The sequence below is a fragment of the Amycolatopsis mediterranei genome (genome assembly GCF_026017845.1).
GTDB classification, from domain to species: domain Bacteria; phylum Actinomycetota; class Actinomycetes; order Mycobacteriales; family Pseudonocardiaceae; genus Amycolatopsis; species Amycolatopsis mediterranei.
Window position 1 is genome coordinate 2,477,762 of the sequence record NZ_CP100416.1, and the last position, 23,912, is coordinate 2,501,673.

Genomic DNA, 23,912 nt, shown 5'->3' on the forward strand with positions numbered 1-23,912 from the left:
GGGGACGACACGTCAGGCGGGGGTGGGGCGGGTTGAGCCGATGATCGTCACCGGGCCGGCGATGTGGATCGTGAAGTCCGCGCCGTCGCGGGTGAAGCGGGTGATCTGCTCGGCGGGAGTGCTGCGGTCGTGGGACTGCCAGCCGTCGCCGTGCAACGCCGGGAGGAGCGCTGCCAGGCTGGTTGACGGGGACGCCGGGTGCTCGACGCGGACGCCGTACTGCCAGCACAGCAGCCGGCCCGGGGTGGTCGGGTCGCAGTCCAGCTCGCCGTCCAACGTCCGGTCCGCCGGGCCGAAGGACGCCGCGGCCGAGTCGATCACCGAGGTCAGCTCGTCCGCCAAGCGGCGCAGTTCCGGGGTCACGGGGTCACGCTCCCACCGCTGGTGAGGACGCGGTAGATGTTCGTCCACGAATCGGACCCCGGCTTCAGCACGTCGTTGTGCGACGACACGCCCCACGACGGCGAGCCGTCGGCCTGGTTACCGGTGCCGAGCTCGGTGACGCCCGGGAAGACGTCCGGGTCCGCGCCGTGGCCGACGCCGGTCCACTCAAGGCCCCACGCGTTGCCCTGCGCGAGCACGATCGGGTCGAGCGGGGCCGTCATCGAGAACCGCTGGACGCCCGCCTGGCTCGGCGGCAGGTCGGCAGGCGACCACACGCCGTGGCCCATGCCGGCCGACTCGACGTGCAGCACGCGGTCGACGTCGAGGCCGTGCGTCTCGGCGAGCCCGACCGTCGCCCCGCCGTAGCTGTGCCCGATCGCGGTCAGCGTGACGTCGGAGCCCGCGTGGCTCGCGATCTCGCCGCGCAGGTCGTCGGCGAAGTGCTTGAGGTCCGGCGCCATCGCCTGGGCGTACCCCGCGGCCGGCCCCTGCGCCACCGGGCCCTGCGGGAACACCCCGTCGGCCCAGACGACGACCGCCGTGCGCCCGGCCGGGTCCGCCGCCACCAGGCTGCGGCCGAGGCCGGCGTAGGCGTCGAAGTTCGCCATCTGCGTGTTGACGCCGGGCACGAACAGCCCGACGTTCCGCGTCCCCGGCTCGATGTGCCCGACCAGCTCGGCGATCCGGCCGTTGCCCGCCGGGTCGAACCGCAGGATCTGCCGGTCGTGCGCGAGGATGTCCTCGTACAGCTTGATCCGCGCCTGCGACCGAGCGACTTCGTCGAGATCGGTCAACGCGGCCAGCCGCGAACGCTCGGCCGTCAGCGCGTCGGCGACCTTCACGCGGTTGTCCGCGATCGCGTGCGCCCACGCCCCGGTGTCGGCCGAGCCGCCGATTCCGGCCGGATTTCCCGCGCGGGGCAACGGATCCTCGGGCAGCAGCGCCCGGTACATCGCCGCGACCTGGGCATCGGCGCGCCGATATCCGGCCGCGCAAGCGACGAGTCCACTTTGGATCCGCCGCGCCAGCGCCACGTGCGAGCCGAGCTCGCCGCCCAGCTCCGTCATGGTCTTCTCGAACGTCTTGGCCGCGGCGGCGGACTCGCTCACCTGGCCGAACGCGGTGGCGGGCAGCTTCTCGCCCGCCACCGCCGACTGCGCCGCTGCCAGCGCCTCGGCGCGGGAACCGGACTCGCCGGCCACCGCGTCGAGGCGCGCCGGGGCGACGCGATAGCCCCCGGCCGTCATCAGGAGCCGTCTTCGCCGATGACCGGCGGCGCGACCGGCGCCGACTGGCCCCAGACGTTCTCCGTCTCCACCAGCCACGCCGGGATCCGCCGCCCGGATCCCATGTCCCCGCCGCCGCCCATGCCCATCGGCATCATGGGCATCATCGGCATCGCGCTCTTGGCGGCCGCCGCGCCCACGGCCCCGGCCGCGCCGCCGGCGAGCCCGCTCAGCGCGTTGCCCGCGCCGCCGTCGCCGGCCAGGCCGGAGTGCGCCGCCGGCATTTCACCGGGGCCGGTGAGCCCACCGCCGCCGCCGCCGACCGGGACACCGGCGCCGCCGCCGAGCGAAGGCGCGTCACCACCGCCGATCGGGATGCCGCCGCCCGAGCCGCCTTCGACGCCGGCGCCGCCCCCGCCGAGCTTCGTGCCCGGCGGTTCTTCCTTGTCGTCCTTGGGGTCCTTGCCGGTCGCCCACGACGGCACCTTCGGCATGATCGAGCCGAACCGGCCGAACGCGGCGGCCGAAGCCGCGGCGAGCCCGGCGGTGAACATGTCGCCGAACAGCGGGTTCGACGTCGGCACGGTCGTGCCCGGCGCCAGTGTCGTCCCGGTGCCACCGGGCAGCGGGTGCGTGCCGGTGGTGGGGGTGACGACGACCCCGGGACCGCTCAGGCCGTTGCCGACCAGCCCCGGCGACCCGGCGCTGCCCGCGCCCCCACTGGCCGGCGGGGTCGAGGGCGTCGGCACGGCGTTCGGCGAGGCCGGGATCGACTCCTCGGCCACGGTGTACTCGCCCGCAAGCTGCGTCATGACGACGATCGCCTTGCCGTGCGCCGATCCGGCGGCGTTCGCGGCGGCCTGCTGCGCTTCGACGTTCGCGATGGCCTGCTGACGCTGTTGCGCCGCGGCCTGCACGACGGCGGGGGAGGCGTCCGGCGGCAGCAGCGGCGGGTTCACCGCGAGCGCGACGTCGGCGGGGGCGACGTCCGGCACCGAGACCGGCGGCGGCATCTCCTTCTTGGCCTTCACCAGCGCGTCGGCGGCGTCGCCGAGCATCACGTTCATCGCCTCCGCGGTCTGCGCCACCTTCGAGATGCCGTTCGCGAGGTCGGTGATCATGTGCTGGTACTGCTCGGCCGCGCCGCCGGTCCACTGGTCCTTGAACTCGCTGAGCTCCGAGTTGAGGTCGTGGGCCTGCTCGTGCAGGTGCAGCGCGGCGGACTTCCACTTGTCGGCGGCGTGCCGCGCGCTGTTCGGGTCGCCGGCCTGCAGCATCGCGTACAGCTGCTGGTGGCTGTACGCGGCGAAGTTCGTGTGCGCGGTGTTCGTCATCCCTGGTGGCTCCCCTCGCTGTCACCCGAGCCGAGCAGGCCGAGCACCGGGTCGAGCAGGCCGGTGACGGCGCCCGAAGCGTGCAGATCCCCGGCCACCGACTGGTCGGCGTTCTGGTAACCGTCGGCGACCGTGGTGGTGACGTCCTGGGCGAACCCGATCGCGCTGCGGACCTGGTCGAGCAGGCCCTGCATCTCCGAGACGGCGGCGCGGTGGGCGTCGGCCAGCGACCCGGCCTCGCCGAACTCGCCGAACAGCAGCGGCTCTTCGCCGAGGGTGAGCAGGAAGTCGTTCGGTTTCGACATCGCGTGGATCTGGGTCTCCAGTTCCCGCACGAAGTCCTTCAGCGATTCCAGGTGGACGTAGTACGACTGGTCTGGCATCGGTCCCGGCTCTCTGGGCGCGACATGCGGACAGGGGGAAAGCCGGTCGGCCGGTGCGAGCGGGGGGTTTCCCGCACCGGCCGACCGACGTCTGGGGCGCGGATCAGCCCGCGAACAGTCCCTGGTTGCGGTTCTCCAGCGACTGCTGGAGGTCGTGCGCCTCGCCCACCTTCCCGCCGAACTGCGCGATGATCGCGACGATGTCCGCGGTGGCCTGGCGCAGGCGCGTCTCGGCCTGGCGGGCGGCGTCACCGGCGGAGCTGCCGGAGGCGTACCAGGTCGCGGTGATCGGCTGCAGGTTCTGGTGCAGCTGCTCCAGCTGCGAGGTGAGCGCCTTGGCCTTGGCGGCCAGGGATGCCGAGCTGTGCTGCAGCGCGGCGAAGTTGATTTCGACGACGTCGGCCATGGTGGGCGTCCTCTCGGGTCAGGGGTTGAGGCGGGGGAGCACGCCCGAGCCCTCGAGGGTGTGGCCGACCCCCTGGAAGCTCTGGTGGACGTCGGCGTCGCCGCGGCCGTAGTTCGCGTGGCTGGTGTGCACGAGCTGCGACATCGTGTCGAGCTCCTTCACCGCGGCGGTCATCTTCTCCTGCAGCCGCCGCTGGAGGTCCCAGAAGGCCACGGCCTGGTCACCCTTGTAGTTGCGCAGGGCCTCGGTCAGCTCGGACTCCAAGCTGGCCATCGTGGACTTGGCGTTCGTCGCGGTTTCCTCGAAACCCTGGACGGCGCGCGTCATGGCAGCGGAATCTGCCTGGAATCCCGGACTGGACATCGACGGGCCACCTCCTTCCTGAAGCGAATTCCCCTGGCGCGGTGGTCCGCGCGTGTGAAAGTCACGCTAGGAAAGAGGCCAGTGTGGTCAAACGGCACAACTGCCGGTCGCACTGACGGCACTATTACCCACGCGAGCGGAGGTAGGGCGTTCCCCACCACGGGACGGTGGTGCGCTCCAGTGCTTCCGCGCCGCCGCCGCGGCAGGCTTTCAGCCATGGCAGACAAGGGAAAACCGCTGGTCACGCTGCGCGCGTGGCACCGCCCGCTGGTGGTGCTCGCCGGGGCGATGGGGGTGCTGTGCGCGGTCTCGCTGCTCGGACTCCTGCTCGATGATCGCACGCTGGTCAACGCGCCGATCTGGCTCAAGCCGTTCAAGTTCTCCGTCTCGATCGGGCTGTACGCGCTGACGCTGGCGTGGCTGCTGACGCACGTGCGCCGCGGCCGCCGCGCCGGCTGGTGGTTCGGGACGCTCTTCGCCGCGGGCATCGGCCTGGACTTCGCGCTGCTGGTCTGGCAGATCATCGTCCGCGGCCGGACCCTGCACTTCAACCAGTCGACGCCGATGGACGCCGCGATCAACAACGTCGTCGCGGGCGGTGCGTACACGGCGTGGTCGATGACCGCCGCCGTGGCCGTCCTGCTGCTGTTCCAGCGCATCCCGGACCGGGCGCTGAGGTCGGCGCTGCGCTGGGGCGCCGGCCTCGCCGTGGTGGGGATGTACGTCGCGACGCTGATGTTCACGGCCACGCCGGCGCAGCAGGCGGTGCTCGAGGCGAACGGCAAGTTCTCGACGTTCGGCGCGCACTCCGTCGGCGTCGACGACGGCGGCCCCGGGCTGCCGGTGGTCGGCTGGAGCACGGTCGGCGGGGACCTGCGGATCCCGCACTTCGTCGGCATCCACGCCCTGCAGGTGCTGCCGCTGGTGGCGTTCGGGCTGCTCCTGCTGGCCCGCCGCTACCGGGTGCTCGAATCCGACGTCGTCCGCCGCCGGCTGGTCCGGACCACGGGCGCCGGCTACGCGGGGCTGATCGCGCTGCTCACCTGGCAGGCCGAGCGCGGCCAGTCCATCGTGCACCCGGACTTCTGGACGCTCGCCGCCGTCACCGGCCTGATCGCGGGGCTCGCCGTCGCCGGCACGCTGTCACTGCGGTCGCTTCCGCGCGAGCGGGTCGTTTCTGCCGAAATTCTGAGATCCGCCCGGTAGACCGGACGCCCCGGGCGAAAGGTGAGTCGCGATGGTCCACCCGCAGGCACTGCTGGACGAGCTGGAGCGCACTCCGGAAGCCCCCGCGTTCGAACACGGCGCCCGGGTGACCACCCGCGGCGAGCTGCGGGAGCTGATCGGCCGGTTCACCGCGGGCCTGCGGGCGGCCGGGCTCGGCCCGGGCGACGGCGTGGGGATCGCCACCGCCGTCACGCCGGAGGGGTTCGCCGCGCTCATCGCGGTGCACGTCCTCGGCGCCCGGGCGGTCGGGGTGCGGCCCGGGCTGCCGGAGCCGCAGCTGCGGCACATCCTCGGCGACGTCGCCGCCCTGATCACCGACGCGGAACCGGTGGCCGCCGCCGGGGTGCCGGTGCTGCGGGTGGGGCCGTCCCTGCTGGCCCGCTACACCGAGCCGGTGCCGCAAGCGCAGCTCGACGACATCGCGACGGTCGTGTTCACCAGCGGCAGCACCGGCGTCCCGAAGGGCGTGGCCTACCGCTACCGCGCGCTGACCGAAGGCCGGGTGTGGCGGCCGCCGGTGCCGGGCTCGGCGCACGAGCGGCTGGGCTCGGGGTTCGGCCGGTACCTGCTGTTCGGCTCCCTGGCCAGCGCGGTGATGGTCGAGCAGCTGGGGGTGTGCCTGTTCGCGGGCGGCACGGCGGTGATCCCCGAGGGGCTGCCGGACTTCCCCGGCGTGCTGCCGCGGCTGGGCATCTCGGCGGCGCTGACCACCGTGCCGCGGCTGCACCGGATGCTCGACGTGCTGCGCGGGTCCGACGTCGACCTGAGCTGCCTGCGGAGGCTGATCGTGGCCGGTTCGCCGGTGCCGCCGCACAAGCTCGCCGAGGCGGCCGAGCGGATCGGGCCCGCGATGCACCACGCGTACGGGCAGACCGAGACCGGGATGCTGACGATCTGCCGGGCCGACGAGGGGCCCGGGTCGGTCGGCAAGGCGTGCGACACGGTGGAAATCGCGGTGCGAAACGGCGAGGTGTGGGTGCGCACACCGTCGGCGTTCGCGGGCTACTGGCGTGACGAGGCCGCCACGGCCGAGGTGCTGCGCGACGGCTGGGTGCGCACCCAGGACCTCGGGCACCTCGACCGAGCGGGTTACCTGCACCTGTCCGGCCGCGCGCGTGACGTGGTGATCGTCAACGCGATCATCCACTACACCGGCCCGATCGAGCGGGCGATCGCCGCGTGCCCGGACGTCGACCAGGCCTACGTCGTGGCTGTTCCGGACGCGCGGACCGGCGAGGCGGCGCACGCGTTCGTGGTCCCGGTGCCGGGTCGTTCGCCGGACCTGGGTGAGGTGCGCAAGGCGGTGGCGGCCGAGCTGGGGGAGGCGGCGGTCCCGGCGCGGTTCAGCTTCGTGGGCGCGGTTCCGGTGGCGCCGTCGGGGAAACCGGACAAGGCGGCGCTGCGGGCGTCCATTGTGGAGTGACGACGTCCCGGCCGCCAGATCGGTGCCCCATCTGGCCGCCGAGCAGCGCGGTCGTGCGGAACTTCGGGCCGCGAGTGTGCCGCGTGCCGGCCGCCCGGGCGGGGAGGCCGGCACGCGGGGTCCGGTGTCAGACGCCGGTCGTGGTGCGGATCCAGCTGCGGCTGGCCGCGATGCTCGCGTAGTTCTGCGTGCCCTGCGGGTTCGAGCCGGAGTTGCTGCCCGTGGAGCAGACCCCGACCTGGACGACGTTGTACAGCTCCGGGCCGCCCGAGTCGCCGTGCCAGGCCGAGCCGTTGATGCCCTGGCTGGCGATCGCCGTGCCGCCGAAGGCGTCCGAGCTCAGGCCCGTCACGCGCACGTTGGCCGTCTTGAGGGTGCTCGACGGCGGGCTGCTGCCCTGCGTGCGGCCCCAGCCGTAGATCTGGTTGGTCGACCCGGTCGGCGGGTTGCCCGTGCCGAGCTTCATGTACGTCGTGTTGACCGCCGACGTCAGGTGCAGCAGGGCGATGTCCCCGTTCGGGGACGCCTTCTGCTGGTCGACGGTGGCGTTCGTGCCCTGCTGCAGCGTCACGTTGCCGACCTTGACGTGCATGCCCGGCGAGTTCAGGCAGTGCTGGGCGGTGAGCACCCACTGCGGGGCGATGATCGTCCCCGAGCACTCGAAACCACCGTACGTCGTCACGTTGTTCCAGTAGATCTGGGCGCCCCACGGCGCGGAGGAGACCGTGCTCCCGCCGATGATGTCCTGCTGGGCGTCCGCCACCCCCGCTGAGACCAGACTCAGCGCCGCGGCGGCCGCACCCACCGCGGCTACAGCCCTCGACATTCGCATGAAAATGCCCTTCGGCCCAGGTGATCCGGATATCCGTCCCGAACGGGACGACCAGCCCAACGTAAGAGCCGTGAAGGATTTTCGGAACCTACCGAAGTCGGTAACCCGCGCGGCCCGCGTCGCCTTCCGGCGAGCTCGAAAAGGTGGCGCGGACGTGCGGGGATCTCCGTTAGCCTGCCCGCGTGGGAGTGGGGGCGGGATGACGGCGAAGAAGACCCTCAGGGTGCTGGCGGACTACGACTGCTGGGCCCTGTGGGTGTCCGGGCCGGGGGAGAGCGGGAACCTCGACCCGGCCGACCCGGTCCTCGGGTTGAGTCCCGCGCTGGTGCGTGAGCTGAACCGCTGGGCCGACGACTACACCGCGACCCTGAACCGCGCTGATCCGCGGTCTTCCGGGTTCGGGTCCGCGGCGGCGGAGCAGGCGTTCGTCGCCCGGGGTCGCCGGCTGGCGGAGGCGGTGCGAGCCGAGGTCGGCTCCGACTGGCGGGTCACCTACCACGACGGCGAGCTCGGCCGGGACGTCGAGGTCCCCGAGCTCTTCGACGAGCTGATGCGCACCGAGCTGCGCCGCCGGCCGGTGAGCGGCTACGCGATCGCCACGCTCGTCTCCGGGCTGCTCGGCGGCCTGCTCGCGCCGGTCTTCGGCGCCGTCGCGATCTCCCGGATCCGGAAGCAGCGGCAGCGGGGGCTCGTGCTCGTCGTCTGCGGCCTGGTCGCCTTCACGGGCTGGATGGGCGTGCTCGCCTACCGGATCAGCACCGGGACGGCGTGGTGGCAGCAGCAGGCCGGCCACGGACGGCTGCCCGAGGACGGGGCGCACGGGCTCGACCTCGCGGCGGGCGAATGCTTCTGGGCCCCGGCGGCCTCGGGTGAGGCCGACGTGGTCCGGACGTCGTGCACCGCGCAGCACACCGGCCAGGCGTTCGAGGTCATCCCGCTGGGCGAGGGCCCGATGCCCGACATCCTCGAGCTCTACCGGACCACCCTGGCCCGGTGCGAAGCCGGCGCTCGCCCGGTGCCCGGCGTCCGCGTCCAGGTCATGACGCCGACGTCGACGAGCTGGGCCGAGGGCAAGCACCGGGTGGTCTGCTACTACCACTTCGCCGCCGAGATGACCGGGTCCGTGGGATGAGCCGTCCGCCCGGGCCCGCTCCCGTCGTCGCACTGTCCGGAGTGGACCGCACGCTGCTCGGCCGGCGGGCGGTTCGTGGGCGCTCGCTCGGGCACCGCCACGGGACGGCTCCGGTGAAGCTGCCGCCGGACGAGCGGCCGACCCCGGAGCTGGTCGGCGCCGATCCGGTCCTGCTCGCGCCGCCGGACCTCTCCGGTGCCGTGCCGGTGTATTGCCCCGGGAGGTGGCGATCGCGGTGACACGTGATCGGATGTCCTGGTGTGAGGAAGGCTTCAGGGTTCGCCGCACAGATCAGCGCAACTAGGACTCCGCCGGTTTCGTCCACGCCACCTGGACCAGGCCCGTCCCGTGCCGCCGGGACACCAGCGTTCCGCGTCCCGGTGGCTGCGGTGACGGCTTCACGTCCGCGAGCAACGCGCCTTCGTCCTTCGTCCCCGACATGATCAACCCCGGCGTGCCCAGTTCCCGCAGCCGCTGCAGCACCGGCTCGAACAACGCCCGCCCGGCGCCGCCGGACCCGCGGACGATCACCAGGTGCAGGCCGATGTCGCGGGCCTGCGGCAGGAACTCCAGCAGCGGCTGCAACGGGTTGCGCCCCACCGTCGCCACCAGCTCGTAGTCGTCCACCAGCACGAACAGCTCCGGCCCGCGCCACCACGACCGGTTCCGCAGCTGCTCGGGCGTCACCGACGGCCCGGGCAGCCGGTTCCGCATCGCCTGGGCGCACTCGCCGATCAGGTCCGTCAGCTTGCCCTCGGCTCCGGCGTACCCCAGCAGGTGCGGCTCGGCCACCGCGCCGAGCAGGCCGCGCCGGTAGTCCGCCACGATGATCGCCGCTTCCTCCGGGGTGTACGCCGACGTGATCCCCGAAGCGATGGCGCGCAGCAGCGAGCTCTTTCCGGACTCCACATCGCCGAAGGCCATGAAGTGCGGGTCCGCGGCGAAGTCCAGGTACACCGGGCGCAACGTCGATTCCGCGATACCCAGCGTCACCTGCTTGCCCGGGGCCGCGGGCAGCGTGTCCAGCGGCACTTCCGGCGGCAGCAGCCGGACCCGCGGGGCGCGGGGTCCCTGCCACGCGTCCGAAATCCGGCGCACCAGGTCGACGCCGCCCGCGCCGACCGTCTCCGGGCGCTGGTCGCTGTCGATGCGCGGCAACGCCGCCAGGAAGTGGAGCTTCTCCGCGGTGATGCCGCGGCCCGGGCGGTCGGCGGGGACGTTGGCCGCCACCTTGCGGTCGATCGAGGAGTCCATCGGGTCGCCCAGGCGCAGTTCGAAGCGCGTGCCGATCGCGTCGCGCAGCTGGGCGCGGACGCCGATCCACTGGTTGAGCGAGACGATCACGTGGATGCCGAAGCCGAGCCCGCGCGCGGCCAGCCCGGTGATCTGCTCCTCCAGCTGCTCGTACTCCTGGCGGATCGTCGTCCAGTTGTCCACGAACAGGAACACGTCACCGAACTCGCGGTCGTCGGTGCTTTCGGTGAACTCCGATCGGCGGGCGCGGAACGCCGCCATCGACTCGATCCTCTGCGCGGCGAAGAACTCCTCGCGCTGCTCGAGCAACGTCGTCAGCTCGGCGACGACCCGGCGGCAGCGCTGCGCGTCGCGGCGGGTCGCGTACCCGGACACGTGCGGCAGCCCGGCGATCGGAGCCAATGCGCCGCCGCCCATGTCCAGCACGAACAGCTGCACCTCGGCCGGTGTGTGCGTCAGCGCCAGCATGCCCGCGATGTCCTTCATCAGCGTCGACTTGCCGCTTTGGGGCGCCCCGACGATCAGTGCGTGCCCGGCCGCGCCGGAGAAGTCCGCCCACAGCAGGTCGCGGCGCTGCTCGAACGGCTTGTCCACCAGCGCCACCGGGATCGTGAGCTTCCCGTTGCCGCCCCAGCCCAGCGGACACAGGCCGCGCGCGGCGTCCTCGCCCAGCGGCGGCAGCAGCTGGTCCAGCGTGGGCGGTTCGGTCAGCGGCGGCAGCCAGATCTGGTGCGCGGCCGGGCCGCGGCCCTCCAGGCGCGACAGCATCGCGCCGATGATCGTCTCGCCGGTGCCCTCGGCGGCCGGCGCCGGAGAGACCTCGGTCGTCACCGGGATTTCCACCGGGGCCAGGGAAAACGGCAGCACGCCGAGCTCTTGGCCGTCCTCGCGCACGACCGTGCTCCGCGGCGGCAGCTCGCCGGAGACGTAGGCCGCCTTGAGCCGGATCAGCGTTTCGGTGTCGGACTTCAGGTACGCCGACCCCGGCACCGGCGGCAGGTGGTAGGCGTCCGCGACGCCCAGCACGGCCCGGCTTTCCGCCGCGGAAAACGTCCGCAACCCGATCCGGTACGACAGGTGGGAGTCGAGCCCGCGCAGCCGTCCTTCTTCCAGCCGCTGTGAGGCCAGCAGCAGGTGGATGCCGAGCGAGCGCCCGAGCCGGCCGATCGCGACGAACAGGTCGATGAACTCCGGGCGGGAGGACAGCAGCTCGCTGAACTCGTCGATGATCACCAGCAGCGACGGCAGCGGGTCGAGTGGCGCGCCGTCCGCGCGGGCCTTCTCGTAGTCGCGCACCGACGCGTAGTTCCCGGCCGCGTGCAGCAGTTCCTGCCGCCGCAGCAGCTCGCCGTTGAGCGCGTCGGCCATGCGGTCGACCAGCGCGAGGTCGTCGGAGAGGTTCGTGATGACGGCGCACGTGTGCGGCAGCCCGGTCATCCCGGCGAAGGTCGCGCCGCCCTTGAAGTCGATGAGCGCCAGGTTGAGCGTCTCCGACGAATGCATCACCGCCAGCGCCGTCACCAGCGTCCGCAGCAGCTCGCTCTTGCCGGACCCGGTCGCGCCGATGACCAGGCCGTGCGGGCCCATCCCGCCTTCCGCCGACTCCTTGAGGTCCAGCTCGACCGGACGGCCTTCCGGGTTGACGCCCAGCGGGATCCGCAGCCGGTCGCGGGCCGCGCGCGGGGCCCAGGTGACGGCGGTGTCGGTGTCGCGCGGGTCGCCGATGCCGAGCAGCCCGGCCAGCCCGAACGTCGCCGACATCGGTTTGTCGCCGACGACCGCGGCGGCCGTGTGCAACGGCGTCAGCATCCGGGCGAGGGCTTCGGCGGCGCCGCGGTCGAGGACGTCCGGACGGCCGAGGAAGCCCAGCCGCTGCTCGCCGCCTTCGCCGACGACCATGCCCAGGGACTCCGGTGCGGTGTGCAGGCTCAGCAGCCGCTCGGTCGACGACGCCCGCGGCTGCTCCTGCCCGACTTCGATCACCGTGACGCCGAGCCGGCCGTCCTGGCCGATCAGCCGGGGCTCACCGTGGGCGTTGCCGCCGTCGACGAGGACCACGAGGTGCGGCAGGTCGAGCTCGGCCGCCGCGCGCCGGCTGAACGCGGGGCGTTCCCCCAGGTCGGCGCCCAGCAGCTCGGCCAGCCCGGCCGCGGTGCCGTCGGCCAGCCGCCGTGAGCCGACGGCGTCGGCCGCGCCGGCCGCGGTCGCGTGCGGCAGCCACTTCGCCCACTCCCAGTCGTGCTGCCGGTCCGGTGACACGCAGAGGGCGATCCGCAGGTCCGCGGGGGAGTGGAAGGTGACGAGCTGGCACAGCAGCGCCCGCACCAGGCCGAGCACGTCGGGCCGCCGCCCGGCCACGGTGACCGCGGCGAACGACCGCAGCGACAGCGCGACCGGCAGGCCGTCCACCGTCGAGTAGGTGCGGATGAAGTGCTTGAGGCTGGTCGAGGACACCGGATCGAGGTCCTCCAGCGGCACGGTCTGCGGCGCCTTCAACGGCGTCGCGAGCCGTTGCGGCCCGGTGCCCGCGCGCACCTGCGCGAACTGCGGCTCGGTGCGCCGCCGGTCCCACAGCTTCCCGGTTTCGACGTAGGCCCACAGGTCGGCCGGGTCGGGCTGGACGGCGATCATGGCCGCGCGCTGGCCGTCGGCGATGTCGCGGACCTGGGCACGCAGCCCGGACAGGTACCGCTGGTAGTCCCGGCGTTCGTCGTTGATCTGCGCCTTCTTCGCCATCCCGCCGCGGCCGAGCGACATCACCACCATGCCGCCCATGGCGCAGAGGAACAGCGCGCCGAAGACGTAGGTCATCACGCCGCCGTCGCGTCCGATGTAGACGAACGACATCGCGCCCATGCCGAGCATCATCGGCAGGAACATCATCAGCTGCACCATCCCGCCCGACGAGCTCTTGGGGAGCATCGGCGGGGACTGCAGCACGATTTCGCTCGGTCGGTCGGACGGCAGGCTCATCAGGACAGGCTGCTCCAGTTCGGGGGCGGTCTGACCGGTATTTTGGCCACTCGCCGCCACGCCGCGGTGGGTACTTTTGCCGTCCGCCCGCTTCCGGGGCCGAACCTACGCTCAGCCGAGCACACCCCCCGGAAGGAGACCCATGGCCGGCGAGTACCGGGCTGAGCCCGAGGCGATGCGCTCCGCCGTGGGCAACGTCGGGGGCATCATCGCCCACGGCATCAACGCCGTGGCCGACCTCGAACGGCTCGTCGTGCAGCCGATGTCGTTCGCGACGTTCGGCAGCGCGGTCGCCGCCGCGAACGCGGCCCTGCACTCCGGCCAGATCACCGCCGTCCGCACGCTGCTTCAGCTGCTGCAGCAGGTCAACGGGCTCGTCAAGGCCAGCGCCGACGCCTACCAGGCGGCCGACCGGGACGTCGCTTCCGGCTACGGCGGCGGGCACGCCTCGACGAGCACCGGGTCGTCGATCTGGGGCAGCTCGCACGCTTCCGAGCTCGCCACGCTGGCCATCAACGACAGCGCGGGCGCCCACGGCGAGCCGTCGTCGGTCGGGAACGTGCTGCGCTACCTGGGGGACGCGCGGCTGGGCCGGCTCGGCGACCACCCGATCACCGACACGCGCTTCCACGGGGTCGCCGACTTCAACGACTGGCTCGCCGGTGACGCCGACAACCAGGCGCGCATCGGGCTGATCGAGGTCTACGCGGGCACCGCGCGCACGTTCTCCGACGTGCCCGGCGGCGTGCACAGCGGCGACGTCGTGGTCGTGGAGCCGTTGCTGTTCTCCGACCGCCAGCCGGTCATCGGTGTCGCCGGCGACGGCGGCCGCCTCTACAACCACGGGCTGCTCGACGCCCGCACCGGCGGGCTGGCGAAGGTCAGCGTCTACCGGCCCGCCTCCGTCGTCTGAACTCCTTGAACCTTTGTGAGGATCGATGCTGACTTTCCCGAACTCCAGCGCGATGGACGCGACCGCGTCTTCGGGCGGGCCGATCACCATCCTGCCGCAGATCGTCACCGGCCAGCCGGAGCAGATCGCCAAGCACGTGGCGGACCTGGTCCGCAAGGCCGAGCAGTTCCTCGGCATGTACAACGAGCTGACGAAGGCCGCCGACCAGCTGGGCAAGATCTGGTCGGGGGCGGCCAGCGAGTCGGCGCTGAAGAAGATCAGCGACTCCCTCGACCAGCTGACGAAGATCATCAACGTCGTGCAGAAGGGCGCCGAGCTCCTCGGCGTCTCCGGCACGCTGATCAAGACCGCGCAGGAGGCCTACCGCGCGGTGGTCGCCGCGGTGAACCCGACGGTCGCCGCGCTGATGTCGAACTGGTGGACCTACGGGGCCGCGGTCGCTTTGTCGACCGCGACGAGCGCGTCGCTGCGGGCGTTCATCACCGCGATCGGCGCGCTGCTCAAGGCGCTCGGCGCGGTGGAGCTCGCCCAGCAGGTCACCACGCTCGCGCAGGTCATCGGCGAGATCGAGAAGCTCTTCCACCACGGTTCCGGCAGTTCGGGCGCCACGACGCCGTCGATCGGGAACACCCCGGTCACCGCGCCGCAGACCCCGCCGCCGGTGGCGAGCCCGTCGGGGCAGCAGGCTGCGTCATCAGGAAATCCCACCCGCGGCGGTGAGGGGATCCCGCAGCAGCCTTCGTTCACCGACTACACCCCGCCCGCGCTCGCCACCGGCGGCGGTTCCAGCACCGGCAACGGGACGGCGGTGACCGGCAACGGCACCCCGCTGAACCCGGCCAACAGCTGGATCGCCGTCGACCCGGCGCAGAACGGCGCGACCGTGCCGGCCCAGCCCGCACCGGTCACCCAGCCGGCCCCCGCGCCCGTGGTGCCCGCCCCGGCGGCCGGGCACGCCGACGAAGTCGTCATCCACACCAACCTCGCCACCGGCGAGTCCACTGTGGAGGCTCCGGGCGGGCAGGACTTCGACCTCGACATCGCGCTGGACTACAACGGCAAGCACTTCAGCCAGCACGTCGGCTACGACGCGGCCGGGAACTGACCGGTGGCGGGCTCGGGGGTCGTCGACGCGTCCGGGGTGGTCAGCTCGGTGCTGTCCGGGTACCGGCGCGTGCTCGTCGAATGCCGCCGGCGCGTCACCGGGGATCCCGGGGCGCTGAGCGCCGCTTCGCAGCGGGTGGCAACGCAGGCTTCGACGGTTTCGGGCAAGGCGCGCGAGATCGACGAGTCCGCGAAGACGCTGCACGCGGACTGGGACGGTGACGCCTACACGGCGTTCGCGACGGCCGCCGGGAAGCTCGGCGAAGAGCTCACCGAGGCGGCCACGAAGCTCGACGACCAGGCGAAGCGGCTCGGGACCGCGGCCCGGCTCGTGCAGTCCGCGGAAGCCGCCGTCGATGCGGTGCTCGCGCAGTTCGACCAGTACGCCGCCCAGCTGACCGCGCAGGCCCGCGCGGTGAACTCCGCTTCGGTCGGCGCCTTCATCCAGGCCGCCCGGCAGCTCGGCGAACAGAGCGTCGCCGCGGCCCGCCAGGTCGTCGACGAGTTCTCCGACGCGCTCGCCGAGCTGTTCCCGCCCGAAGGCGTCGGACGGCTCGAGCACGAGCTCGGCAAGTGGGCCCGCGGGCCGCTGCACTGGCTCAACGGCGAGCCCCTCGACGGCCGGAAGCGGCCGCGGACCGTGCCGTCGTGGTTCGGCAACTCCGGCTGGAAGAAGCTCACCTGGGACGGCCTCGAAGGCACCCGCGCGCCGAAGAAGGCGGACACGCCGTTCGGGCAGCCCGAAGCCGAGGCGCTGAAGGACAAGATCGGCCGCAACACCGAGATCACCTACTACAAGTTCCAGCACGAACAGGACGGCCTTTCCCCCGAGTACGACGGGAAGATCACGTCGAAGGGCTGGGACGCGGGCGCGTCCGGGCACGCGGAACTCGCGGCGCTGCACGGCGAGGCCGAGCTCAAGAAGGAGTGGGGTGTCGCCGAAGCCCACGCCAAGGGCACGGTGTTCGCCGGCGGCGAGGTCAGCGCGTCCGGCACGATCGGCGCGCACGGTGTCGGCGCGCACACAGGAGCCTTTGTCGGCGGGAAGGTCGAGGGCGAGGTCGCCGCGGACGTCGCGGGCATCGGCGTCGGCGCGAACGGCACCCTGCAGTACGGCCTCGGCGCGCAGCTCGACGCCCAAGCCGTCTACGACGCCGGGCACCTCAAGGTCAACTTCAAGGCGGGTGCGGCGCTCGGCCTCGGCCTGGGCGTCGGCGCGAAGATCGACATCGACCTGCCGAAGCTCGGCCACACGATCGGCGAGTACGGCGGCGCGGCGGTCGACGCCGTCAGCCACACGGCTCACGACGCCGCCGAAGCGGTGGGCTCCGCTTGGGACGACGCCGTTTCCTACGTGGGGCTGTGATGACCCTTCCGCTCGACTTCGTCATCCCGGACGGCTGGACCGCCGTCGACCCGGGCGACTCCGGCGCGGTGTTCGTCGCCGTGCACCCGGTGCCGGGCGAGGAGTTCACGCCGAACATCACGGTCAGCGTGCAGCAGCGGCCGGACGAGGCGTCGATCGACGCCATCGCCGCCGAGGCCGTCGAACGGCTTTCGCGCACGCTGGCCGGGCTCGAGGTGCTGAGCCGCCGCGACGTCGGCGACCCGGCCGCGCCCGCCGTCATGCAGCTGCTGCGCCTGCGCACCGGCGAAGGCACCGAGCTGATCCAGACCCAGGTGCACCTGACGGTCCCCGGGGCCACCCCGGAAGACCGCCTGGTGCTCGAGCTCGCCTGCACGGCCGCGCCCGCGACCGCCCGCGCGCTCTCACCCGGTTTCCAGCGGTTCGTGGCCAGCGTCCACGTCCGCCAGCACGAAGGGAAAGCACAGTGACCGATCCGTACGCGGTGCCGGACATGGACGAGCTGCTGGCGCAGGTGCGCAAGCAGACCGAAGAGGTCCAGCGGATCCAGCGCACGGTCGAGGCGATGGAGATCAAGGCGCACTCGCGGCAGAACGAGGTCACCGTCACCCTCCGCGGCGACGGCCGGTTCACCTCGATCGACATCGACCCCCGCGCCATCCGCGAGTACGACGCCCGCAACTTGTCGGAGATCGTGCTGGAGGCGGTGAACGCCGGGCTGCAGAAGCTCGCCGAAGCCAGTTCCGCGAAGTTCGCCCCGGTGATCGCGGCCGCGAAAGACGTGTGATGACGGCCTCTCTGACCGGCACGACTCGGCGGGTCACGGTGGTCACGCCGCGAGCCCGGGTCGACGTCGCCCTGCCGCAGCAGTCGACGTTCGCCGAGCTGGTCCCGCAGCTGGTCCGGCTCGCCGGAGCGTCCGGACAGGCGTCGGCCGAGCACCCGGGCTGGGTGCTGTCCCGGTTGGGCGGCGCGCCACTGGCGTTGGGCCTGAGCGTGGCCGCCGCCCAGATCCGCGACGGCGAAGTGCTGCACCTGACCCCGCGGGAGCGCCCGCGGGGTCCGCTGCTGTTCGACGACGTCGTCGACTCGATCGCCAGCGTCGCCGAGTCGTCCGGAAGCTGGAGCCCCTCGGTCGCGCGGCGGTCCGGACTGGTGGCTGCGGTGGTCCTGCTGCTGGCGGGCGGCTTGCTGGTGCAGGCGGCGGCGTCCGGCAGTGTCCTGGCCCCGATCGGAACGGGGCTGCTGGCCCTGGTGCTGCTGCTCGGCGGTGGCGCGTTGAGCCGCGCGTACGGCGACGCCGAGGCGGGTGCGGCCGGGTCGCTGGCCGGCGTCGGTGTCGCGCTGCTCGCGGGGATGTCCGTGCTGCCACCGCATCCGCTGTTCTCGCTGTCGGCGGGCCCCCTGGCGGCGGGGTTCGCGGCGGTGACGGTGTACGGCGTGCTGGCGGCGGTCTCGGTGGCCGACCGCCTGCCGTGGTTCGTGGCGATCACCGGCGCGGCGGGCTTCGGCGCGTTGACCACCGGCGTGGTGCTGCTGGCGGGCGTCTCACCGCTGTCGGCGGCCGCGGTGGTCGCGGTGCTGGGCACGGCCCTCGCGGCGGTGGCGCCGATGCTGGCGTTGCGCCTGGCCCGGCTGCCGCTGCCGCGCGTCCCGGACGACATGGCGGCGTTCCGCGCGGACGAGCAACCGTCGCTCGGCACCGAGATGATCGGCCGGACCTCCCGCGCCCAGGGGGTGCTGACGGGATTGCTGGTGGCGCTCGGACTGGTGGTGCTGGCGGCTTCCGTCGTGCTGTCGTCGGGCGGGCCGTGGGAAGCGGGCTTGGCCGGTTTGCTGGGCCTGGCTTGGATTCTGCGGTCGCGGTCGTACGCGGGCCGGGCGCAGCGCCTGGTGTTGGTCGGCTTCGGCGTCCCGACGCTGGTGTGCGCGGGGGTGTGGCTGGTGGCCTCGGGCCACCGCACGGCGGTGTTCGCGGCCGGGTGCGCGGTGGTGCTGGCGGCGGTGGTCTGCCTGGTGTACGCGACGCGGGTGGCGCGGGGGCTGCGTTCGCCGTACTGGTCGCGGCTTTTGGACGTGACGGAGTTCTTGGTGCTGTTGTCGCTGGTGCCGATGGTGGCGATGATCGCGGGGGTGTACCAAGCCGTCCGGGGTTGACGGTGACCCGCGGACACTGTTAATACTGATCTTTGGGAGCGCTCCCAGCCTGTTGTCTTCGCGTCCGCGGCCGACTTCAGGAGATGTCATGACACCACGTCGAAACCAGTCCGAGATCGCGGGTTCCCCGCTGCTGAACCGGCGGACGGTGCTGGCGGCGAGCGCCGCACTGCCGGTATTGGCGGTCGGGACACCGGCCGCGGCGGCCACCGCGGTGGTCGTCGAGCCGTCGAACGTGCAGCAGACGATCCTGGGCTTCGGCGGGATGAACCACACCGTCTGGATCAGCGATCTCACCGCCGCCCAGCGCGAGACGGCGTTCGGCAACGGCACCGGCCAGCTGGGCTTCACCGTGCTGCGCATCCCCGTCCACGAGGACCGCAACAACTGGAGCCGCGAGGTGGCCACGGCCCGGCGGGCGAGTGAGCTCGGGGCCAAGGTCATCGCCTCGCCGTGGAACCCGCCCGCCTCGATGACTGAAAGTTTCTCCGGCGGCAAGCGGCTGCGGTACAACGCCTACGGCACCTATGCCCAGCACCTGAACGACTTCACCGCGTTCATGGCGAACAACGGCGTGAACCTGTACGGGATTTCGGTGCAGAACGAGCCGGACTACGCGCAGCAATGGACGGCGTGGACCGCGAGCGAGATCGTCAAGTTCCTGCGCGAGAACGCCGGCACGATCAGCACCCGGGTCATCGCGCCCGAGTCGTTCCAGTACCGCAAGAACCTTTCCGATCCGATTCTCAACGATGCCACCGCGCTGGCGAACGTGGACATCATCGGCACGCACCTCTACGGCACCTCGTTCGCGGACCTGCCCTACCCGCTCTTCCAGCAGAAGGGCGGCGGCAAAGAGCTGTGGATGACCGAGGTCTACTACCCCAACAGCACCGACTCGGCCGACCTGTGGCCGCAGGCGCTCGACGTCGGCGAGCACATCCACCGCGCGCTGGTGGACGGCCGGTTCCAGACCTACGTCTGGTGGTACATCCGCCGCTCGTACGGTCCGATGCGCGAGGACGGCCAGATCAGCAAGCGCGGCGCCTGCATGGCGCACTTCTCGAAGTGGGTCCGCCCCGGCTTTTCGCGGATCACCGCGACCGCGAACCCGCAGGCGAACGTCTACGTCTCGGCGTTCAAGAGCGGAGCCCGGATCGTCGTCGTCGCGATCAACAAGAACACCTCGGCGGCCGACCTCGCGTTCACCCTCCGGGACACCGGTTCCTCGACCGCCCAGACCTGGCTGACGAACGCGAGCGCGAACCTCGCGCGCTCCACGGATGTCACCATTTCGAACGGCGCGTTCAACGCTCAGCTGCCGGCCCGCAGCATCCGGACGTTCGTGGTCAATTGAGCTGGGTGCCGCAGCGACGCAGTGAATGACTCATTCCTGTCGTCGGATGCAAGGAATGAGTCATTCACTGCATTCAGGAGTCCAGCGCGAGGGGGAGGGTCCGCCGCACCCCGGCGCCGTGCCGTCCGTGCAGCGGGACCGCCGAGGGCGGCACGGGAACCGGAGCACCCGGCCGCACACCCACGCGGATCGTCACTTCCGCTTTTTCCTTGCCGCCCGCGGTCCGGGTCAGCGTGTACGACGTCGCCGTGAAAGCCGCGCCCGGCACCGAAAAGTCCACCGGACGCGGCGAACGCGGGGTGAAGCACATCTGCGTGGAATCGCCCCACACCCACGACTTCCACCGGTCGGGCGCCCCCGAAGCCGGGCCCTGGACCCCCAAGGCCACCCGCAGCTCCTTCGCGAGTTCCCCGGCCTCCAGCACCGTGCTCTGGTACCCGGCTTCGGCCAGCGCACCCATCAAGCTCAACGCCGCCGAGGCCGTGCTCCGCAGCGCCCCGAGATCACCCCCGCCGCGGGCCAGCGCGGCGATCGGGGCCAGGTCCGGCCGGTAGCGCACCGCCAGCCAGCGCACCCGCAGCACCTGGTCGCCGTGCGGGATCGCCCAGGTCAGCAGCTGGGCCGACGCCAGCGGGATGTCCGCCCGCCGGTACGCCGAGCGCAGGGCCTCGACCAGCGGCCCCGGTGTGCCGGGGTCCGGCGTCAAGCGGACCAGTGCGCTCCACCCGCCGTCGATCTCCGCGACACCGAAGCGGTTGCCCGCGCGGTCGACGTGCTGGCGGACCTTCACCGGCCCCGCCACGCGCAACAGCGGGTCCGGGCTGTCGCGGCGGGTGTCGTGGCGGCGCAACCGGAACGCCGTCCAGGTCAGTGCCCAGCCCGCCGCGTGCCGGCCCGCGAAGCGCACCGACGTCAGCAGCACGGCCAAGCCCGCGCCGATGCTGACCACCAGCCGAACCGGGTGCGTGACGCCGTCGACCAGCCACGCGAGCAGGACGGCGATCGCGGCGAGTTCCCACAGCGCCGCCTGCAGCGGCCGGATCGGCAGCAGCCACGGCAGCGGTGCGGCCGCGGGCCGGGACGGTGCCGGGCGGACAGCGGTATCGACGGACACGGGTTCCCCTTTCCCCGGCCCTCGACGCTACTGCCTCCCCAGATACCGCGTGGGCGTAAAAATTACCCTCGCCGCCGCCCGGCCCGGTGCTTAGCATCGGGCACTCGGAGGGTCGACGGACACAGCCGGGGGCACAGCAGCGTGTGGACGCAGCGGGACCAGATCCAGGCGTACCAGTTCCTCCGCCGCCGGCTCGTCTCCGCGCTCGTCGCCGCCGACGCCAACCACCCCGTCTCGCCCAGCCGCCGGCTCGTGCTCGGCACCGTGCTGGGGGTCGTGGCCGCCCTCCTGGTCACCGCCGTCTTCGGCATCATCGGCCTGCTGAACCCCTCCGGCGGCAAGGACTGGCTGGCCGGCGGCAAGGTGATCGTCGAGGAGGGCACCGGCGCGCGGTTCGTGCTCGGCGCCGACGGCGTCCTGCACCCGGTGCTCAACTACGCCTCGGCGCGGCTGCTGGCCGGCGGCAACGGCGACGCGACCGTGTCCGTGTCGCCGGAGAACCTCGGCAAGGCGGGCCGCGGCGCCCAGATCGGCATCCCCGGCGCGCCCGACTCGCTGCCGGCGCCGGGCGCGCTCGTCAACACGCCTTGGACGAGCTGCAGCCGGACCACCCAGGACGCGCCCGCGTCGGCCGAGCCGCGCACCGCCGTCCTGCTGGCCGCGCCCGCGTCCGGTGTCGAGCTGCCGCGCGACCAGGGCGTGATCGTGCGGCTGCCGAAGGGGGAGCGCTTCCTGCTGGCCGGGGGACGGCGCCACCGGCTGAGCGACGAGGCCGCGACCGCGCTGCAGTTCGACAGCTACCCGACGATCGCGGTGTCCTCGCGGTGGCTCGACACCGTCCCGGCCGGCCGGGACCTGACCGCGCTGCCGGTCGCCGGCGCCGGCAACCCCGGGCCGGCGGTGGGCGGCCGCGGCACCCGCGTCGGCGAAGTCCTCGCTGTCGTCGACGCGATGGCCGCGCCCGGCACCGCCACGTCGTACTACCTGGTCCGCCGCGAGGGCCTCGAGCCGGTCGGGCAGACCGAGGCGAGCCTGCTGGTGACGACGGAGGCCAACGCCGCCGCCTACTCCGGGCCGCCCGCGCCGGTGGAGGTCCGCGCGGCCGACGTCGCCGCGGTCGCGAAGGTCGCCGCGCCGCGCGCCGGCGGGGCCGACCCGGCCGCCTACCCCGACCGCATCCCCGGCAAGGCGCCGATCACCGGCAACGCCGTGGCGCTGTGCGTTCAGGGCAGCCGGTTGCTCGTTTCGGCCGAATTCCCGCTTCCCGTTGGCGCCAAAGCCATCCAGGTCGCCACCCGGACCGAAGCAAGGGTGGCGGACGAGGTGTTCGTGCCTCCCTCGGGAGGAGCCGTCGTCGTCGAAGCCGGTTCGGCCACCGCGTACCTGGTGACCGACACGGGCCGGAAGTACCCGGTGGTGAACGCGCAGTCCCTGGCCTCGCTCGGCTACGGAAGCGTCGCCAAGCCGCCGATCGCAGGTAGTTTGCTGGCATTGGTGCCGACGGGCCCCGCGCTGGACCCGGCCACGGCCGGACGGCCGGCTCCGTCGGGTGGAACGGGGTGAAAGTCGTGCACATGACAGAAGAGCGTTCGACCGAGGGTGAACTGGGCCAGGGGCGGGTCCGGGTCGCGGTTATCGAAGACCACCCGCTGTACCGCGTCTCCGTCGAACGCGTGCTGGCCGAAGCCGGCTTCGTCGAGCTCGGCGCGGTCGTCGATTCGGTCGCCCGGTTCCACGTGCACCGGCAGCCGCCGGGCAGCGTGGTCCTGCTCGACCTGGGCCTGCCGGGGGTCGCGGGCGCGGCGGCCGTGCTGGAGGTGTGCGAGCTCGGGCACCACGTGCTCGTGGTCTCCGCGCAGGCGGAACCGGAGGTCGTGCTCGGCGCGATCGCGGCGGGGGCGCGCGGGTTCCTGTCGAAGGACGTCGACGCGGACGAGCTGCTGATCGCGATCAAGACCGTCGCCGACGGCGGCGCGTACGTCTCGGCGGTGGTCGCCGGGATGATCATGAAGGACAACGCCGACCGGCCCGCCGTGTCGGCCGAAGCCGAGCTGTCGCCGCGCGAGGAACAGGTGCTGCGGCTGGTGGCGGCGGGGGAGCGGGACGTCGACATCGCGCTGATCCTCGGCATCGGCGTCCGGACGGTCCGCGGCTACCTCGACCGCATCCGCGACAAGACGGGTGAACGGCGGCGGCCGGGCCTGGTCAAGGAGGCCATCCGGCGCGGCCTGATCGGCGACGCCAACCGCCGGCGCGGCGGCCGCAAATGAGCGAGCCGGCGCCGTCTTCCCGGCGGATCTCCGTGGGCGTGATCGAGGACCACCCGCTCTACCGGTACGCGCTGACCCGCGTGCTGACCGAGGCGCCGGACATCGAGCTCGGCGCGGTGGCGGACTCGGTGGCCCGGTTCGCGGTCCAGGAGCAGCCGGCGGGCAGCGTCGTGGTCCTCGACCTCAAGCTGCGCGGAGTCCAGGACGCGGCCGCGGTCCTGGAAGTCGGGCAGATGGGGCACAAGGTGCTGGTGGTGTCGGCGCACGCGGAGCAGCCGGAGGTGCTCGGCGCGATGCAGGCGGGCGCGAAGGGCTTCCTGTCCAAGGACGTCGACGGCGACGAGCTGCTGCGCGCGATCCGCACGATCGCCGACGACAACGCGTACGTCTCGCCGACGCTGGCCGGGATGATCATCCAGGACAGCGAAGAGCGCCACGCGGGCCCGAAGATCGTGCTGTCGGAGCGGGAGAAGCAGGTGCTCCGCCTGGTGGCGGCGGGGGAGCGGGACGTCGACGTGGCGGAGATCCTCAACATCAGCGTCCGCACGGTCCGCTCGTACCTGGACCGCATCCGCGACAAGACCGGCGAACGGCGACGCGCGGGCTTCGTCCGGGTCGCCATCCGCGAAGGCCTGCTCCGCTAGCTTCGCCGATGCAGTGAATGACTCATTCCTGTCATCCGACGACAGGAATG

General features: G+C 72.5%; 23 protein-coding genes. 14 read left to right on the forward strand and 9 right to left on the reverse strand.

What is annotated here, in order from left to right:
- Positions 1–12: 12 nt before the first annotated feature.
- From ISP_RS11855 to ISP_RS11880, 6 genes are all read right to left on the reverse strand, one after another.
- On the reverse strand, positions 13–363 hold the full coding sequence (locus ISP_RS11855; RefSeq protein WP_013224106.1) for a hypothetical protein: 351 nt from the start codon (positions 361–363) through the stop codon (positions 13–15).
- Positions 360–1,631 (reverse strand): alpha/beta hydrolase, encoded by a 1,272-nt coding sequence (locus ISP_RS11860; protein WP_013224107.1) that lies wholly within the window; start codon positions 1,629–1,631, stop codon positions 360–362. The genes ISP_RS11855 and ISP_RS11860 overlap by 4 nt, the downstream gene beginning before the upstream one ends.
- Entirely contained in the window at positions 1,631–2,944 is a 1,314-nt protein-coding gene (locus ISP_RS11865) for a WXG100 family type VII secretion target (protein ID WP_013224108.1), read from the reverse strand. Before ISP_RS11865 ends, ISP_RS11860 begins: the two co-directional genes overlap by 1 nt.
- Positions 2,941–3,327: a hypothetical protein gene (locus ISP_RS11870; protein WP_013224109.1), complete on the reverse strand. Its 387-nt coding sequence runs from the start codon at positions 3,325–3,327 to the stop codon at positions 2,941–2,943. The genes ISP_RS11865 and ISP_RS11870 overlap by 4 nt, the downstream gene beginning before the upstream one ends.
- 103 nt (positions 3,328–3,430) lie before the next feature.
- Entirely contained in the window at positions 3,431–3,733 is a 303-nt protein-coding gene (locus tag ISP_RS11875; RefSeq protein ID WP_003057455.1) for a hypothetical protein, read from the reverse strand.
- 18 nt (positions 3,734–3,751) lie between these two features.
- On the reverse strand, positions 3,752–4,096 hold the full coding sequence (locus ISP_RS11880) for a WXG100 family type VII secretion target (protein ID WP_071831485.1): 345 nt from the start codon (positions 4,094–4,096) through the stop codon (positions 3,752–3,754).
- A 216-nt stretch (positions 4,097–4,312) separates the two neighbouring features.
- On the opposite strand from ISP_RS11880, the gene ISP_RS11885 reads away from it, so the two are divergent.
- Both ISP_RS11885 and ISP_RS11890 read left to right on the forward strand, forming a co-directional pair.
- Entirely contained in the window at positions 4,313–5,302 is a 990-nt protein-coding gene (locus tag ISP_RS11885; protein ID WP_013224110.1) for a hypothetical protein, read from the forward strand.
- A gap of 31 nt (positions 5,303–5,333) precedes the next feature.
- The gene (locus ISP_RS11890) at positions 5,334–6,746 is read left to right on the forward strand and encodes a class I adenylate-forming enzyme family protein (RefSeq protein WP_013224111.1); all 1,413 of its coding nucleotides are present in this window, start codon (positions 5,334–5,336) and stop codon (positions 6,744–6,746) included.
- A gap of 127 nt (positions 6,747–6,873) precedes the next feature.
- Here the strand turns inward: ISP_RS11890 and ISP_RS11895 are convergent, their stop codons facing one another.
- Positions 6,874–7,578: a S1 family peptidase gene (locus ISP_RS11895; protein ID WP_378251180.1), complete on the reverse strand. Its 705-nt coding sequence runs from the start codon at positions 7,576–7,578 to the stop codon at positions 6,874–6,876.
- Between the two features lie 199 nt (positions 7,579–7,777).
- On the opposite strand from ISP_RS11895, the gene ISP_RS11900 reads away from it, so the two are divergent.
- Together ISP_RS11900 and ISP_RS11905 are read left to right on the forward strand one after the other, a co-directional pair.
- Positions 7,778–8,710, forward strand: a complete 933-nt coding sequence (locus ISP_RS11900; protein ID WP_013224113.1) for a hypothetical protein — start codon at positions 7,778–7,780, stop codon at positions 8,708–8,710.
- On the forward strand, positions 8,707–8,949 hold the full coding sequence (locus ISP_RS11905) for a hypothetical protein (protein ID WP_014466789.1): 243 nt from the start codon (positions 8,707–8,709) through the stop codon (positions 8,947–8,949). Before ISP_RS11900 ends, ISP_RS11905 begins: the two co-directional genes overlap by 4 nt.
- Before the next feature lie 61 nt (positions 8,950–9,010).
- Here ISP_RS11905 and ISP_RS11910 read toward each other — a convergent pair whose 3' ends face one another.
- Positions 9,011–12,937 (reverse strand): type VII secretion protein EccC, encoded by a 3,927-nt coding sequence (locus ISP_RS11910; protein ID WP_013224114.1) that lies wholly within the window; start codon positions 12,935–12,937, stop codon positions 9,011–9,013.
- A gap of 142 nt (positions 12,938–13,079) precedes the next feature.
- On the opposite strand from ISP_RS11910, the gene ISP_RS11915 reads away from it, so the two are divergent.
- From ISP_RS11915 to xynC, 7 genes are all read left to right on the forward strand, one after another.
- Entirely contained in the window at positions 13,080–13,850 is a 771-nt protein-coding gene (locus tag ISP_RS11915; protein WP_013224115.1) for a WXG100 family type VII secretion target, read from the forward strand.
- 25 nt (positions 13,851–13,875) lie between these two features.
- A complete protein-coding gene (locus ISP_RS11920) occupies positions 13,876–14,955 on the forward strand; it encodes a WXG100 family type VII secretion target (RefSeq protein ID WP_013224116.1) in 1,080 nt (359 codons plus the stop codon).
- 3 nt (positions 14,956–14,958) lie between these two features.
- A complete protein-coding gene (locus ISP_RS11925; protein ID WP_013224117.1) occupies positions 14,959–16,320 on the forward strand; it encodes a WXG100 family type VII secretion target in 1,362 nt (453 codons plus the stop codon).
- Complete coding sequence (locus ISP_RS11930; protein WP_014466790.1) at positions 16,320–16,790, forward strand: DEAD/DEAH box helicase family protein; 471 nt, start codon at positions 16,320–16,322, stop codon at positions 16,788–16,790. The genes ISP_RS11925 and ISP_RS11930 overlap by 1 nt, the downstream gene beginning before the upstream one ends.
- A complete protein-coding gene (locus ISP_RS11935; RefSeq protein WP_013224119.1) occupies positions 16,787–17,107 on the forward strand; it encodes a YbaB/EbfC family nucleoid-associated protein in 321 nt (106 codons plus the stop codon). Before ISP_RS11930 ends, ISP_RS11935 begins: the two co-directional genes overlap by 4 nt.
- Positions 17,107–18,477 (forward strand): type VII secretion integral membrane protein EccD, encoded by a 1,371-nt coding sequence (eccD, locus tag ISP_RS11940; protein WP_013224120.1) that lies wholly within the window; start codon positions 17,107–17,109, stop codon positions 18,475–18,477. The genes ISP_RS11935 and eccD overlap by 1 nt, the downstream gene beginning before the upstream one ends.
- Before the next feature lie 88 nt (positions 18,478–18,565).
- On the forward strand, positions 18,566–19,834 hold the full coding sequence (xynC, locus tag ISP_RS11945) for a glucuronoarabinoxylan endo-1,4-beta-xylanase XynC (protein ID WP_013224121.1): 1,269 nt from the start codon (positions 18,566–18,568) through the stop codon (positions 19,832–19,834).
- A 73-nt stretch (positions 19,835–19,907) separates the two neighbouring features.
- Here xynC and ISP_RS11950 read toward each other — a convergent pair whose 3' ends face one another.
- A complete protein-coding gene (locus ISP_RS11950) occupies positions 19,908–20,948 on the reverse strand; it encodes a type VII secretion protein EccE (RefSeq protein WP_013224122.1) in 1,041 nt (346 codons plus the stop codon).
- Between the two features lie 141 nt (positions 20,949–21,089).
- Here ISP_RS11950 and eccB point away from each other — a divergent pair, with 141 nt between their 5' ends.
- Genes eccB through ISP_RS11965 form a run of 3 tightly spaced genes read left to right on the forward strand, consistent with a single transcriptional unit; the run spans position 21,090 to position 23,862 of the window.
- Entirely contained in the window at positions 21,090–22,511 is a 1,422-nt protein-coding gene (gene eccB / locus ISP_RS11955) for a type VII secretion protein EccB (protein WP_013224123.1), read from the forward strand.
- Positions 22,512–22,522: 11 nt separating this feature from the next.
- Positions 22,523–23,218 (forward strand): response regulator transcription factor, encoded by a 696-nt coding sequence (locus tag ISP_RS11960; protein WP_187324691.1) that lies wholly within the window; start codon positions 22,523–22,525, stop codon positions 23,216–23,218.
- Positions 23,215–23,862 carry a response regulator gene (locus ISP_RS11965; RefSeq protein ID WP_013224125.1) on the forward strand — a complete coding sequence of 216 codons (648 nt, stop codon included), beginning with the start codon at positions 23,215–23,217 and terminating at the stop codon, positions 23,860–23,862. The genes ISP_RS11960 and ISP_RS11965 overlap by 4 nt, the downstream gene beginning before the upstream one ends.
- Positions 23,863–23,912 lie beyond the last annotated feature (50 nt).